Origin of the sequence: Pseudomonas siliginis (genome assembly GCF_024072275.1) — a bacterium.
GTDB lineage: Bacteria > Pseudomonadota > Gammaproteobacteria > Pseudomonadales > Pseudomonadaceae > Aquipseudomonas > Aquipseudomonas siliginis.
In genome coordinates this window covers 3,041,152-3,055,672 of sequence record NZ_CP099598.1, presented here as the reverse complement: position 1 = coordinate 3,055,672, position 14,521 = coordinate 3,041,152, and the positions used below count along the sequence as shown (strand labels likewise).

Below are 14,521 nucleotides of genomic sequence, written 5' to 3'. Positions count from 1 at the left end.
CTCAGGTTTGGCCCATAACTGCAGCGGACTCGATTTTCTCAGTCCGCTGCAGCGTTTCCGGGACACCGATCAACAGCAGCAGGAACGCTGCCGCTGCGACTCCGGCGAGGGTCAGGAATGCCGCGCTGTAACCGGCGGCCTCGACGACAAATCCGGCCAGCCCATTGCTCAGCGCCGCGCCCAGGCCAAATGCTGTGGTCAGCGCGCCGAGGCTGACATTGAAATGCCCGGAGCCGAGGGTCAGATCCTTGACCATCACCGGGAACAGCGCACCGAACAAACCAGCGCCGACGCCGTCGAGCAACTGCACGGCGACCAGCCAATACGGATCATCCGAGAAGGTGTAGAGCAACCCGCGCAGCGGCAGGATCAGAAAACCCGCCAGCAATAACGGTTTGCGCCCCCAGACATCCGCTTTCGCGCCGGCCAGCAGCGCCATTGGCACCATCACCAGTTGCGCGGCTACGATGCACGCCGACGTCAGCGGTGTGGCCATGTGCAAATTGGCTTGGGCGAGTTTCTGGCTCACCAGCGGCAGCATCGCCGCGTTGGCCAAGTGGAACAGCGCACAGCACAGGGCAAACATCAGAAGCGGGCGATTGCTCAGCAGTACCTTGAACCCGGACGGCTGATGGCTTTGATCGCCAGGCTGCAAACCGCGCGCGACGTCGTGATCTATCGCTTCGGCCGAGACGAACAGCACGGCAATCACGCTGGCCAGCGCCATGACCGCCATCAGATAAAACACCGCCACCGGACCGAACAGATACGCAAACAAACCGGCCAATAACGCCGCGCACGCGTTGCCGGCGTGGTTGAACGTCTCGTTGCGACCGGTGCGCCGGGTGAATGCTCGTGGGCCGGTGATGCCCAGGGTGATCGCGGAAATGGCCGGGGCAAAAATAGATGCTGCCGCAGCGCTCAAAGCCTGAGTCAACGCCACCAGACTGAATGACGAAATGAACGGCAGCACCAGACAACTCACCGTGACCAACAGCGCGGCGATGATGACCAGCGCCCGTTTAGCCCGGCTGCTGTCAACCAGCGCACCGGCCGGTGTCTGCGTGACCAGCGCGGCGATACCGGCGAGGGTCATGACTACACCGATGCTGGCCGGGTCCCAGTGGTGCACGGCGAGCAAGTAGATGGCGAGGTACGGCCCGAGGCCGTCGCGGACATCGGCGAGAAAGAAATTCAGACTGTCCAGCGAGCGGTTGTTGCGGCGATCGAGATGGCTGATCACGTTGGGCAGTCTCTTGAAAGTGAGGTCTGCGTAAATGTATCAACCTCGGCAAACCTAATGACCGAAGCGGCGGGGGATTAGTTGCAGGACGGCGGAGCAGTTGCTGCTCCGCAGATATTCATGCGTCAGGCGTTTGCAGTATCTCGATCCACAATGCGCCTTTGCCGGATGCCGCTTCACCGACACGCTTCAGCGCGCCATCCTTGCTCACCGCGTACGTACCGACCTTGGCGCTTTTCTCGCCCGTCACCAGCAGCCAGTGGCCATCGGGGGAGAAGGCGATGTTGCGTGGTTGTTGTTCCTGCACTGAGTAGTTATCGAGGAACTTCAGTCCTCCGGTTGCCGGATCCACGGCAAATGCCGAAACGCTGCTGCTGGTGCGCTCACTCATCAGCAGCAGTTTTCCATCCGGCGACATGCGCAGGTCGGCAGCCCAGATGCGCGGGGTCGGGTCGTCTTTGAGGTCGTTGTTGCGCGCATCACGGACTTCGCCGTGGGCCAGTTGCAAACGTTCGGGAATGCCGTTGGCCACAGCGATTTGCGTTAACGCGCCGCTGGCGTCGTCGATTGAAAACGCGGTCACGGTGCCGCTCATTTCACCGACAACGTAAAGGAATTTGCCGTTCGGCGAGAACGCCAGGTGCCGAGGGCCGGTGTTGTCCGGGACGCTGACCGAGCCGTTGCCGATCGGGCTGAGCTCGCCAGTCTTGGCATCCAGGCGATATTGCAGCACCTTGTCGGTGCCCAGGTTGCCGGCGTAGGCAAAGCGATTGCTCGGCTCGGTGCGAATCGAATGGGCATGCAGGCCGGTCTTGTAGCGAACGATATCGGCGGAAGGTTGCTGATCCTCGCCGATCTTCTGAACGCTGAGCGTGTCGGCGCCGTAGGACGCGGCGAGCAGGTAGCGACCTTTTCGATCGGTCGACAGGTAGGCCATGCTCTCTGCCAAGGGCGCTTGGGTGAATTTTGTCAGGTGACCGCTTTGGCGATCGATCCGGTAACCCAGCACCTGAAAGGGTTTGACGCGCAAGGCTGCAAACAGCACCTTGCCATCCGGGGAGAGAGCCATGGGATTGACCTGATCACCGGCCTGAATCTGCTCAACGAGGGTGAGCGCGCCATTGCTCTGATCAAGGCGATACTGCGAGATCAGACCGTCACCGGGGCTTGAGATGTAGGCATAGGTGGCGGCATTGACCGTCACGCTCAACGTGGAGGCGAGCGCAGCAATCAGGAGCGTTCTGTTCATCATTTTCAGCCTTATTGTTTTTGTGATCAGTCATCCTATGAGTGATTGGCAGGGGCATCAATGGCTATTTCGTGAGCCTTATAAGGTCGCTACGCTTATTCATAGGCGCGTATTAGAAGTTTTTATCAGCACAAATGATCGGAGAGGATAGTCGCCATTGAGGTTTGACACATTTCTACATACTCTCCTGTTAGCGTTGTTGTACGACATCCTACCTAATGTGCGCACTGCATCAATTCTCACAAAAACAATAACGGAGATACCCCTATGACGAGCATGGCTCCACTCGATCATCAGGCCGCTGCGAAACCGCAAAACCTGTTCCTGCGAACGCTGAAACTGCTCGGCCCCGGCATTATCGCCGTGCTGTCGTGGCTCGGTGCGGGTGACCTGATCACATCCTCCGTGGCTGGTGCGAACTACGGCTACGCCATGATGTGGGTGCTGGCGGTCTCGCTGTTGCTCAGGTACCTGATCGTCAACATCATTGCCCGGTTCCAGCTGTGCAATAACCAAGGCATGACCATTCTGCAGGGCTACGCCCAGCTCAACCCGGTGTTTGCCTGGTTCATGCTGGTTTATGCCCTGTTGATGGGGCACTTGATGAACGCCTACATGATCAAGGGGGCAGGGGAGTCGCTGGCGATGCTGTTCAAGATCGATCAGCCATTGCTGTGCTCGGTGGCGGTGGTGCTGGCGGTGTGGATGCTGGTCGGGCGCAACATCTACACGATGATCGAAGGCGTGATGAAGCTGCTGCTGGCGATCATGACCCTGGCGTTCATCGCCCTGGCGGTGATGTCCGGCCCGGATGTCAGCGGCATCATCAAAGGCACCATCGGCTTCAGCATTCCGCCGGACGAAGGCGTGCATGGCGCGTTGCTGGTGGCGGTCTCGGTAATCGGCGCGGTCGCCGGCTCGATCGCCAACTTCGTGCACCCCTATGTCATGCGCCAGAAAGGCTGGACCGGGCCGCAGCACAAGCGCATTCAGCGTAACGATCTGCTGTTTGCGGTGTTCGTCGGGATCATCATCAACCTGGCGATCTGGATTGTTGGCGCGGAAATCCTGCGGCCCAACGGCATCGAGGTGAAAACCTTGGGCGATCTGGGCAAGGCGCTGGAAATCTTCTTCGGCCCGATCGGCTGGTATGTGTTCTTCATCGGCGTGTTCGCGACCTTGTTTGCCAGTATTTCAGGCAAGACCACAGCGTTTCCGATGCTGATCACCGATGCCTTCCAGCATGTTCGTCCTGAGCGCCGCGAGAAGTACGGCAAAGAGTTCCATCACGACCCGATGCACAAGTGGTTCATGCTGTTCATCCTGGTCACGCCGCTGATCTGGTCGATGCCGGGCATGCCGGATTTCGTCACCCTGACCATCGGTGTCAGCGCATTGAACATCATTGGTTTGCCGGTGATTTCCCTGGGCTTGCTGATCATGTCCAACCAGAAATCGTTGCTGGACAAGCAATACCGCAACAACCTGTTTGAAAACATCGCGCTGTTGTTTGCCACCGGTCTGGCGCTTTGGGTGGCCTTTCAGCTGGGCGTTGATCTGTTTACTTGATGAGGAGCAGTCGAGGGGGCACACGCCCCCTCGAATCTCCGCTTACAACGGCACATCCATTTCGATTCTGCGCCATGCTGCTTCGGAAAAGCTGTACACCGAGAAGGCGATCAGCCCCAACGCCATCAGCATCAACAGCACGCCGCCTGCCGGCAGATTCTGCAAAGCATCCAGTGCTTCCTTCATGCCGGGTGGATTGGTCGCCTGGTAAACCGAGCCGCTGACCACCATCAACACTGCAATCTCGATAAACACCACGCCTCGGGCGATCAAGCCAAAGCGCGACACCGGGCGCACGTAACGCATCACTTCGTCATCCGCCTCGAAGTACTTCTCGAACGTGGCTTTCCAGCCTTTGATGATGTGGGCGATACCGACGCCGAGCGGGATCAGCGCGATCAGGTAGATCAACAGGTTCGAATGCTCGAACGACAGCAGCTGCGCAAGCAGATCCTTGGTCTTGCCATCCCCGGAACCGCCCGAACTCCTGAGACCACTCACCAACAGACCCAAGGCGAAGAAGGCCAGCGCCGCGTTGACCAGACCGCCGGCGAGCAGACCTGCGCGAATGACCAGACCTTTGAACTCGCTCCCGTGATGGTCGACATCGCGGATCGCTTGCAACGCACGCCACGCGGCGAAGGCCAGCAGGCCGGCGACCACAACACCGATCAGCACATAGCCAAAGGGCTGACTGAGCAATGCTTCGAGGCTCTTGTGGCTGTCTTTCGGTTTGGTGGAATCGTGCGCTGCCAACAGCGCGAAGATACCGATGATCAGATACAGAACGCCGCGCGCGGCGTATCCGCCTCGGGCAAGCAGGACAAGTGTGTGTTGAGTGGACATGGGATTTACTTCCAGGGAATCGATGTGAAGCAGACCCGTGGACGGGGCAGGGGTTCGATAAATGCGTCGCCCTTGGGCGACGCGCGCCTTATCAGCCTGCCATTCAGTGCTCGCCGCGCTTGAGCCTCATAAAGGCGTGGTCAGCGAAAACGGAATGCGCAGCTCTTCAACCGGCCCTGAATCCCGACCGCACATTTCGTCGTGCACGCATTGTTGCACCAGTACGCAGGGAAACGCCGGCACGGTCTGCAGCAAGTCGCGCAGGTGGGTGATCGAACGCAGGTGCATTGGCTTGGCCGCGTCATCGAGCAAGGTGAACTGGCCTTGATCCATGCGAATCCTCGCCAGATAAAAACCACCTTCGAGTGACAGCAGCTCCAGTTCGCGAACTTCACTGTTGGCCGCACGTTCGGTGAGGGTTTGCAGATTCATGCTTCACTCCTTGCCTACCAGGGCAGGCGTTCTCCATCGTAGGCGAAGAAATGGCCGCTATCGGCCGGCGTCAGCGTGTCAATCAGACTCAGTAATTGCGCAGCGGCAATGTCTGCCGGGCGGGCGCTCGAGGCCCCGCGAAAAGGTTGCGACAACGGCGAAACCACCGTGCCCGGGTGCAGACTGAGCAAGCGGCTCTGCGGGCGCGTGCGCGAAAGCTCGATGGCGGCGGTCTTGATCAGCATGTTCAGCGCAGCCTTGGAGGCGCGATAGGCGTACCAGCCGCCCAAACGGTTGTCGCCGATGCTGCCGACTTTTGCCGACAGCATCGCCATCGCGCCTTGAGGCGCAAGCAATGGCAGAAAGTCGCGCAGCAGCAATGCAGGCCCCAGCGTGTTGACCTGGAACACGGCCTGCAGCGACTCGGCGTCGATCGCGCTGTAGCTTTTTTCCGGCTTGATCCGGTCACGATGGAGGAGGCCGGCTGCGTGAATGATCAGGTGATAAGGCGCTTCGGCTGCCAGTTCGGCGGCGGCGCTGGCGATCGTTTCGGGCTGCTCGAGGTCGAGCTTCGGCACAGTTTTGCGTCCCAGCTCACGGACGCTGGCGCAGCGTGGATCCTGGTTCAAATGTTGGCAGAACGCCGTGCCGAGGGCGCCACTGGCACCGATCACCAAGGCGCGATAACCGTCGCCGAACGAGGCCAGGGTCAACCCGCTGCTCATGGGTTCGCCCCAGCATTCTGGCGCCGGAAGAACACCGTCACCTGACCGACTTCAAAACCCCACTTGGACATACGGGTGCGGTTGATCAGCGTGTCTTCGTCGACCAGGTACATCCAGTCGTCCATGCTCATCTCGTAGGTCGAGTCGTCGACTGGCAGGTTCAGGCGATAACGCCAGTGGAAGGTGTTACCAGCAATCTGGCCCTGCGCAACACCGACAACATCATGCGCGCGACCGCTCCACTGACCATTGCCCCCGGGAGTGAGGGTCCAGACCCGACGCTCACGGGTGCCGTCGCTGTAACGGAAGCGCTCGTCGAGGATCAGGTTTTCACCTTCACGACGGCTGGCGATATCGACCTCGAAACGCTTGACCACTTCGCCGTTGCGCTTCTGGAACATCCCCCAGGCTTTGACGGGCTGGCTGAAAAACTGCTCCAGATTCAATGCCGGTTGCTGATCCGCATAACGAGCAACATCGACACTGCCGCAGCTTGCGATGCTGAGCGCCAGTCCTAACAGCAGCAGAAATCGGGTCATGTGCCTACTCCTTGAGCTTGTACAGGTAACAGATTGTGTATAGGCCTAGCGCCGTCCGATGAGCTGGAGAAATTCCTGCCGCGTCGTCGAGCTATCGCGAAAGGCACCGAGCATGACCGAGGAGGTCATGATCGAGTTCTGCTTCTCGACGCCGCGCATCATCATGCACATGTGCCTGGCTTCAATGACCACCGCGACGCCGGCGGCATCGGTGATCTGCTGGATCGCCTGAGCAATCTGCCGAGTGAGGTTTTCCTGGATCTGCAGGCGCCGCGCGAACATGTCGACCACCCGCGCCACCTTCGACAGCCCCAACACCCGGCCAGTGGGGATATACGCCACATGCGCCTTGCCAATAAACGGCAGCATGTGATGCTCACACAGCGAATAAAGCTCGATGTCGCTGACGATCACCATTTCATCGCTCTGCGACTCGAAGAGCGCGCCATTGGTGACGTCTTCCAGGCTCATCCCGTAACCGTTGCACAGGTATTGCATCGCCTTGGCGGCGCGCTGGGGCGTATCCAAAAGCCCCTCACGCTCGGGGTTTTCGCCGACGCCAACGAGGATTTCACGGTAATGGCTGGCTAATAGTGGGCTCATTCGGGTCACTCGTGGCGGTGCTGCGTGAGGGCCAATGTCTGGCGAAAAGGTTGTACGCATACAGGTTGCCTGTATAGGTTTTATTGAAGATAGGCTGAAAAGGATCAACTGACAACGCATCGGTGGTTTTTTTGTGCGGGTTTGGGAGTTCGCTCGGGACAAACCGAATGCCCGGTGCAGTGAAGGGCTTGATTGGCGCGGGCATTTGGCCTTCGACTCCCGCAGCCTGACTGATCGCAGGTCAAAATTTTACGGAGAATTTACGCAGTCTTTATTGAGGGCATCCGATACTGCGCGGCGCTAATTTGGAACGCTATCGTGATGTCCCTCGCAGCAATTCGGCTTATCGGCTTCATCTTGGGTATTTTTCTGATCACCCTGGCGGTAAGCATGGCTATACCCATGTTCACGCTGGTGGTCCATGAGCGTAGCGACGATCTGTCGGCCTTTCTCTGGTCGAGTCTGATTACCTTCATCTGTGGTCTGCTGTTGATCGTGCGAGGGCGTCCGGAGACCGGCAATCTTCGGCCCAGGGACATGTACCTGCTGACTACCGCGAGCTGGGTTGTTGTGTGCGCCTTCGCAGCGTTACCCATGGTTTTCATCAGCGATATCAGCTACACCGATGCATTCTTTGAAACGATGTCGGGCATCACAACCACTGGCTCGACGGTACTCACCGGTCTGGATAGCGCCTCTCCCGGCTTGTTGATCTGGCGTTCCATGCTGCATTTGTTAGGCGGCATCGGTTTTATCGGCATGGCTGTCGCGATTCTTCCGCTCTTGCGAGTCGGCGGCATGCGTCTTTTCCAGACAGAGTCCTCGGACTGGTCGGAGAAAGTGACACCACGTTCTCATGTCGCAGCCAAGTACATCCTTTTGCTCTATCTAAGCCTGACGGGTATCGGCACCTTGGCGCTCTGGCTCGCAGGAATGACGCCATTCGAAGCGATCAACCACGCAATGTCGTTGATCTCTACTGGTGGGTTCTCGACGTCGGATTCCTCCCTCGGGCATTGGGAGCAGCCAGCAATTCACTGGGTGGCGGTGGTCATCATGATCCTGGGCAGCCTGCCATTCACCTTGTACGTCGCTACATGTCGAGGCAATCGGCGTGCGCTGATCAGGGATCACCAGGTACGCGGGTTTATTGGATTCTTGCTCGTCACATCGTTGGCTGTAGGTACCTGGCTGTATTTGCACAGCGACTACGGATGGTGGGACGCGTTTCGTATCGTGGCGGTCAATGTGACCTCGGTCGTCACGACCACCGGAATTGCGGTTGGCGACTACACCTTGTGGGGCAGCTTCGCTGTTTTGCTGTTTTTCTATCTGACCTTCGTCGGTGGCTGTTCCGGCTCAACGGCCGGCGGGCTGAAAATCTTCCGTTTTCAGGTGGCCGCCGCGCTTCTGGTCAGCAGCTTGAAGCAGTTGATTCACCCTCGAGCCGTGATTCAGAAAAAATACAACGGCCATCCCATCGATGAGGAAATCGTCCGCTCGCTGCTGACCTTCTCGTTTTTTTTCACCATCACGATTGCCGCCATCGCTTTGGGCCTGGCGCTGATCGGGCTTGATTGGATTACCGCCCTGAGCGGTGCCGCTACGGCGGTGTGTAACGTCGGCCCCGGCCTGGGCACCATTATTGGACCGGCAGGTAATTTCTCGTCACTGCCAGATGCGGCCAAATGGCTTCTCACCGTTGGCATGCTGCTAGGCAGGTTGGAAATCCTGACGGTGTTGGTGCTCGTGACCCCGGTTTTCTGGAGATATTGAGCCAGTCATTCGCTGGCAGGGACGCCGATCGTTGCCTGTTACGGTGATAGCACGGCGGTCATGGTTTTACCGCGTGATGATCGTCAGTACGGGGAGCGTCCATCGGTGTCTTCTCCGGTACTGTAAAACTCACTGTCGTACTGGTGATGATCTGGTGCGTCGGGTCGGCCACTTCCAAGAGAACCTTGTGAGGACCGGGCGTTAGCCCGACCAGGATAATCGGGTCTTCACTGGTGTGCGCCCACGTACCTTTCCAGTCATCGACGGTCACGTGAAGGTGACCTAAGCGTGGTGATACCTGCGCAGCCACCTTGCCAAAAACCGGCATGATCCTGGCGTGCTCTGTTCGAAACTGGATGATGACCACTCCACGGGCGAGCGGCTCGGCAAGCGGCGGGTAGGCAATGAGTTTCGGCGCACTCTCTGATGCCAATGGCAGTATCGCCGGTGGAGAATCGCTGTCTGCTGCCCCTTGTCCGAGCACGGATGTGCAAAAGCAGACACCCATAGCCAGGGCCAATAGACTTCCGGGAGCGAGGGACATGATCTGGTTCTCCGCGTGATTTCATTCAAGCGTAGATCAACCTGGGTGTTGCCCGCTGCTCATTTGAAAATGGAATCATCCAACGTATCTCATCGATACTGACTGGCCGCTTCTGGCCGATCTCCGTGTCACGGATCGCCAAATACCCAAAAGCGGCCACCCTTGTGTTTGTGTACTATCTCAATTCGCTAGCGCCAGTGAACGAGGGTCTCGATACCCGCTTTGTCACCTTTATCTGATGACAGTCCAAGTCGACCTCTGCCGAATAAGCCCTGGGGAAAACGGGACCACCCAATCAGAAGCTGCTTTCGAACCATAGCTGTCGCTTAACAGCAAATCTGCCAAAATGTTTTCTAACAGGCTTGTCCTGAATCCATCGCAAAACCGAACTCACGAGTACTTTGATCATATGGCCACAGGTCTTAGTGATGCCGAGCTTGATTACGTACTGGGGATGATTGAGAAAGCCCCAAACACCGAATTAAATGTTATGTGTGAGCACCTGCAGATCGACAGCCGCGATCTTCTCAATCAGTTGGCGATCTCAGTGGCAAGACTGTTTATCACCGGCTGCCGCGATTTTCACTACTGTGATGAGGTGATGAATATTGTCATCAGCGATATCGTCGATCTGTCCTTGTACGCAGAGATGCCCGAGCCGGCATTTTCGATCTATCAGGCATTTGATGCGGGCGAGTATTGGCACAGCGGCGATGACCGGGAGGTATTCCCTTGGGAGAGGTGGACCCGTCCTGAGCTTGAGAGAATTTTGCGTGAGGTCGGCGGCTAACAACCAAGTCGAAGGTGCTCGCGGTAACGCGGGCACCGTTTTCTGTGTGGGGAAAAACGCTGACCCGCTTGCTTACCAGTTGTAGCTCAGTTTGGCGGTAATCTCGCGGCCCGGGTTGTAGAAGTTCGCCGTGCCGGAGCCGACCACGTGCTGCTCATCCAGCAGGTTGCTGACGTTCACCGCCAGGTCGGTGCCCTTGGCGATCTTGTAGTTGAAGGCGGCGTCGAACAGGGTAGTGCCATCGCTTTTGCCGGAGTTGGCTGCATCGAAGTAATAAGCGCCGACGTAGCGCGCACCCAGGCCCACGCTGACATCAGTGGCGGGTACGTCGTAGTAACTCCAGAGCGAAGCGGAATGCTTGGGTGCCGTGGCGAACTCGTTGCCCTTCAGAGAACTGCCGTCATACAAAGAACCGCGCAGTACCTCGGACTCCATGTAGGAATAGCCACCGATCAGGCTGAGGTTCTGCGTCACCTGCGCCTTGGCCTCCAGGTCGAGGCCGCGTGCACGTGATTCACCCACCGTCTGCTGCTCGATGATGCCGCTCGGCAGCATCACGGCGATGGTGACGTTTTCCTGGGTCAGGTCATACACCGCGGCGGAGAACAGTGCGTCCATCCCCATCGGCGCATACTTCACGCCCACTTCGTACTGCCTGCCTGTCTGCGGTGTTACGCCAACCTGCGGCGGCGAGACGGATTCGACCATGCTCACGTAGGTTGATACTTCATCGTTGACGATATAGGTCAACGCACCTCGGTAGGAGGTTTCGGAGAAGTTGTCTTTCTCAGTGGATTGCAAGCCTTTGCTGGTCAGGTCCATCGAGTCGTTGCGCACACCTCCGGTGACGATGAAACGCTCGTAGAACGACAGGTTCTGCTGAAGAAACACAGCCTTGGTGGTCGCGTCTCGCTTGTTGACGGCATACGGCGCGATTGAGCGTGGAACGCCAGTAAACACCGGGTTGGCAATGTCGATCGGGGTTGTCAGGGCGTAGACCGAGCTTTCCTTGGTGGTCGAATCGAGGTACTCCACGCCCACCAGACTGCTGCTGTCGATGTTCTCGAAGCGGGCATCGTATTGCAGCATCAGATTGCCGTTGAACTGGTCGGCTTCAGTGTCGGTTCCGAACAGGTAGCGATCGACGGTGGTACCGACACGTGCGGCGCTGTCGCTGAGGTACACGTAGCCGAAATCATCGGTCAACTTGCTGTAACGCAGATTGCTGCGCAGCACGAAGCCGTTGTCGAAATCATGGGTGACGTTACCGCTGAGGCTGGTGCGCTCGACATCGTGGAAGTTGTAGCTGGGCTCGCCATAAAACTTGCTGCGGTCGTATTCCCGATCCAGTGGATAGCCGCCGCTGTTGGGCGAACTTTCGGTTTTCAGGTAATCCAGAATCATCGTAGCCGATGTGTAATCCGTCGGTGCCCAGGTGAGGCCACCCATAAACAACTGGTTATCGTCCTGCGAGTGATCGTACTCGCGGTCGCTGTTCTGGCCTTTGGCAGTAAAACGGCCGGCCAGGGTTTTCTCGTCGTTCAGCGCATCGCCGACATCGATGCCGGTCTCGACATGGTCAAACGAACCGTAGGTCACATAGCCTTGGCCAAACTTCTCGAAGCGCGGCTGTTTGGTCACGAAATTTACCGAACCGCCCGGGTCCGCAGGGCCAAACAGCGTGGAGTTGGCGCCACGCAGAATCTCGATGCGCTCATAGGCGAATGGGTCTTCGCGTACGCCGCGCATCGAGCTGAGGGTCAAGCCGTCACGGTAGGTGGTGGCCTGGAAGCCGCGGATCTGGAAATAGTCGTTACGATCATCCGTACCATAAAAGTCACTGACCACGCCCGGCGTATATTGCAGCGCTTCTTCCGTGGTGCTGACGCTGCGTTGTTGCATTTCCTTGTTGGTCACCACCGACACCGATGCCGGTGTATTGAGAATGCTGGTGGCCACCTTGCCGCCCACCCAGAGCTCCTTGGCAACCACCGAGTTGGCGTCGTCGTCGGCACTGACCCGGACCTTGGCATTGATGATGAGCGGGGCGAGGCGGTAATCCTCAACAGCCGTTGCGTCGAGTTCCAGCGGGCCGGCGGTTTTTGCTTGAGGGGTCAGCAGGTAAGCATTCGGGCCTTGCTGTTCGACCTGCAATTCGCTGCCCTGGAGCAACGATGACAGCGCTGCCGATGTATCGAGCGAGCCATTCACGCCAGCCGTGGTGCGGTTCGCAACACTCGAGGCGTCGAAGGAAAGACTGATGCCAGCCTCGCGCGCAAAGCGGTCAAGCGCCGGCGCCAGCGGGCCGGGGGCGATATTCCACTGTTTGACTTGATTGCTGTGATCAGCGCCCGAGGTTTGCGCCAGCGATGGCAATGCGTAGCTGCTCACGATCAAACCCAAGATCGCACCGTGCATGGCACGACTTAATGGATGGCGCTGTGAAACCGGGGACGAACTCATTTTCTCGCTCCAAGAAAGGACATCGGCAGACTGGCCTGTATTCCGGCCTTCCTTAGAGGTCGAACGAGAATGAGAAACCACCTCATTATTTTTCAGATAGCAGAAAAATATACAGGTGGACTCAGGTGGCAGCGGTTACGGTCACCCAATAACGGGTTCGGTAATCAATGTGCAGGCGCAGTGACTGCGCGATCAATGCCAGGACCCGGTCGTTGTCGGCGAGCTGGAAGGTGCCGGAAACGCGTCGATCAGCGACCTCTTCGGCGCAGCGCAAGACTCCTGGGCGATAACGCGACAACTCCGCGATAAAGTCCCCAAGGCGCATATGGTTCGCACTGATCACTCCGTCACCCCAACCCCATGGATCAAGGCCGTTGTCCCTGAACGTTCGGGTGCCGCTTGGGGTGAACAGCAGTTGGTTTCCTGCCAGGACGTTGCGGCTCGCAGGCGTTTGACTGGAGCCGGGGAACACCGTGACTGATCCTTCCTGGGCCGCGACCAGAGTGCCGTCGTCACGCTCGCGGACCAGAAAGCGCGAGCTGTGGGCTCGCATCATTCCGTCGCGTGATTGCACCCACAATGGTCGCGCTTGCGGCGAGTGTTGATCCGCACCGACATTCACGATGATTTCACCACGGCGCAGGATGATCAGGCGCCGCTGGGCGTCGAAATCGCTGTCGACGGCGCTATCGCTATTGAGCTGGATAAGGCTGCCATCGTCGAGTTGGAAGCGCCGTTGCTCGCCGGTGCTGCTGCGCTGCCGTGCAAGCATGGAGAGCAGGGGGGTGTAGTCGCGGCCGAGCCAGGCTGCCGTGCCGACCGTCGCCAATACGCCCAGTAGCTTCAGGCTTTCCCGCCGGCGCATTCCCTGCTGGGCGCCCTTAAGGGTTTGTCGAGCCAGCTGAGCTGGCACGCCTTCAAATTCATCGCCCAGCGTTTCCACACGCTGCCACGCCAATCCATGCTCCGGGCGCTGCTGCAGCCAGTGTTCAAACGTGCGCTGTGTCTGTTCATCGGCTTGATTGAAGCGAAGGCGCACCAGCCATTGGATTGCCTGCTCGACAATGGCCGGATCCAGCGCCTCGGGCTCAGGCCTCGACATAACGCAAGCGATAGCAATGTTGCAGGGCCGTGGCCAGATCGCGCTCCACCGTCGCGCGGGAAACACCGAGCTTTTCGGCGATTTGCGCGCAGGTCAGACCGTCGAGTCGGGCAAATAAAAACGCCTGGCGTACTCTTGGTTTAAGCGAGTCGAGCAGACGGTCTATGCGCTCGAGCGCATCAAGAATCATCAGCCGGTTTTCTTCCGAGGGAACCTCGTGTTGCGGCAGCAACGTGATGCTTTCCAGGTAGGCGCGTTCGAGTTCGCGACGACGATACTGATCAATCATCAACCCTCGGGCAATGCTGCTCAAATAAGCACGTGGTTCGCGCAGGGCGCCGGACTGATGACGGTGTTTGAGCACACGGACGAAAGTGTCCTGCGCCAGATCTGCGGCGTTGTCGCGACAGCCGATGCGCCGAATCAGCCAGCCCTGTAACCACGAGAAGTGGGTGCGATAGAGCAGCCCTGGATCTGCAGTACCTAGTGTTTCGTCGCTACGCATCGGCATCCCGGGACATACATGATTGATAATGAATCGCATTCTACTCAGGCGTTGGGCCATCAGGCAAATGCGTCGCGCGTAGTGTCTGTTTCGGGCGAAATGACGCCCCTGGTTTCCTGGACAATTGGCCACAGT

At 58.4% G+C, this 14,521-nt stretch carries 14 protein-coding genes; 3 read left to right on the top strand and 11 right to left on the bottom strand.

The genetic code is table 11. The features are described 5' to 3' along the window. Position 1: 1 nt before the first annotated feature. Together NF676_RS14175 and NF676_RS14170 are read right to left on the bottom strand one after the other, a co-directional pair. Positions 2–1,243 carry an MFS transporter gene (locus NF676_RS14175; RefSeq protein WP_252886227.1) on the bottom strand — a complete coding sequence of 414 codons (1,242 nt, stop codon included), beginning with the start codon at positions 1,241–1,243 and terminating at the stop codon, positions 2–4. 118 nt (positions 1,244–1,361) lie between these two features. Then, positions 1,362–2,492 carry a lactonase family protein gene (locus NF676_RS14170; RefSeq protein ID WP_252886226.1) on the bottom strand — a complete coding sequence of 377 codons (1,131 nt, stop codon included), beginning with the start codon at positions 2,490–2,492 and terminating at the stop codon, positions 1,362–1,364. Between the two features lie 276 nt (positions 2,493–2,768). On the opposite strand from NF676_RS14170, the gene NF676_RS14165 reads away from it, so the two are divergent. Further along, a complete protein-coding gene (locus NF676_RS14165; RefSeq protein ID WP_370695140.1) occupies positions 2,769–4,061 on the top strand; it encodes an Nramp family divalent metal transporter in 1,293 nt (430 codons plus the stop codon). Positions 4,062–4,103: 42 nt separating this feature from the next. Here NF676_RS14165 and NF676_RS14160 read toward each other — a convergent pair whose 3' ends face one another. The 5 genes from NF676_RS14160 to folE all read right to left on the bottom strand — a co-directional run bounded on the left by NF676_RS14160 (position 4,104) and on the right by folE (position 7,206). After that, positions 4,104–4,907: a DUF1206 domain-containing protein gene (locus NF676_RS14160; protein WP_252886225.1), complete on the bottom strand. Its 804-nt coding sequence runs from the start codon at positions 4,905–4,907 to the stop codon at positions 4,104–4,106. A gap of 126 nt (positions 4,908–5,033) precedes the next feature. Continuing rightward, positions 5,034–5,339 (bottom strand): DUF6482 family protein, encoded by a 306-nt coding sequence (locus NF676_RS14155; RefSeq protein ID WP_252886224.1) that lies wholly within the window; start codon positions 5,337–5,339, stop codon positions 5,034–5,036. 14 nt (positions 5,340–5,353) lie between these two features. Then, positions 5,354–6,064 carry an SDR family oxidoreductase gene (locus tag NF676_RS14150; RefSeq protein WP_252886223.1) on the bottom strand — a complete coding sequence of 237 codons (711 nt, stop codon included), beginning with the start codon at positions 6,062–6,064 and terminating at the stop codon, positions 5,354–5,356. Further along, the gene (locus NF676_RS14145) at positions 6,061–6,603 is read right to left on the bottom strand and encodes a DUF3833 domain-containing protein (protein WP_076562880.1); all 543 of its coding nucleotides are present in this window, start codon (positions 6,601–6,603) and stop codon (positions 6,061–6,063) included. Before NF676_RS14145 ends, NF676_RS14150 begins: the two co-directional genes overlap by 4 nt. Before the next feature lie 45 nt (positions 6,604–6,648). Further along, complete coding sequence (gene folE / locus NF676_RS14140; protein WP_041480339.1) at positions 6,649–7,206, bottom strand: GTP cyclohydrolase I FolE; 558 nt, start codon at positions 7,204–7,206, stop codon at positions 6,649–6,651. Positions 7,207–7,527: 321 nt separating this feature from the next. Between folE and NF676_RS14135 the strand changes: the two genes are divergently transcribed. Then, positions 7,528–8,982 (top strand): TrkH family potassium uptake protein, encoded by a 1,455-nt coding sequence (locus tag NF676_RS14135; RefSeq protein WP_252886222.1) that lies wholly within the window; start codon positions 7,528–7,530, stop codon positions 8,980–8,982. A 58-nt stretch (positions 8,983–9,040) separates the two neighbouring features. On the opposite strand, the gene NF676_RS14130 is transcribed toward NF676_RS14135, so the two are convergent. Next, entirely contained in the window at positions 9,041–9,526 is a 486-nt protein-coding gene (locus NF676_RS14130) for a DUF6130 family protein (protein WP_252886221.1), read from the bottom strand. A 409-nt stretch (positions 9,527–9,935) separates the two neighbouring features. Here NF676_RS14130 and NF676_RS14125 point away from each other — a divergent pair, with 409 nt between their 5' ends. Beyond that, positions 9,936–10,316, top strand: a complete 381-nt coding sequence (locus tag NF676_RS14125) for a hypothetical protein (RefSeq protein WP_095180041.1) — start codon at positions 9,936–9,938, stop codon at positions 10,314–10,316. A gap of 72 nt (positions 10,317–10,388) precedes the next feature. Here the strand turns inward: NF676_RS14125 and NF676_RS14120 are convergent, their stop codons facing one another. The 3 genes from NF676_RS14120 to NF676_RS14110 form a co-directional block, all read right to left on the bottom strand. Continuing rightward, positions 10,389–12,779 (bottom strand): TonB-dependent siderophore receptor, encoded by a 2,391-nt coding sequence (locus NF676_RS14120; RefSeq protein WP_252886220.1) that lies wholly within the window; start codon positions 12,777–12,779, stop codon positions 10,389–10,391. A gap of 121 nt (positions 12,780–12,900) precedes the next feature. Beyond that, a complete protein-coding gene (locus NF676_RS14115) occupies positions 12,901–13,881 on the bottom strand; it encodes a FecR domain-containing protein (protein ID WP_252886219.1) in 981 nt (326 codons plus the stop codon). Next, positions 13,868–14,386 carry a sigma-70 family RNA polymerase sigma factor gene (locus tag NF676_RS14110; protein ID WP_252886218.1) on the bottom strand — a complete coding sequence of 173 codons (519 nt, stop codon included), beginning with the start codon at positions 14,384–14,386 and terminating at the stop codon, positions 13,868–13,870. The genes NF676_RS14115 and NF676_RS14110 overlap by 14 nt, the downstream gene beginning before the upstream one ends. Between the last annotated feature and the right edge of the window lie 135 nt (positions 14,387–14,521).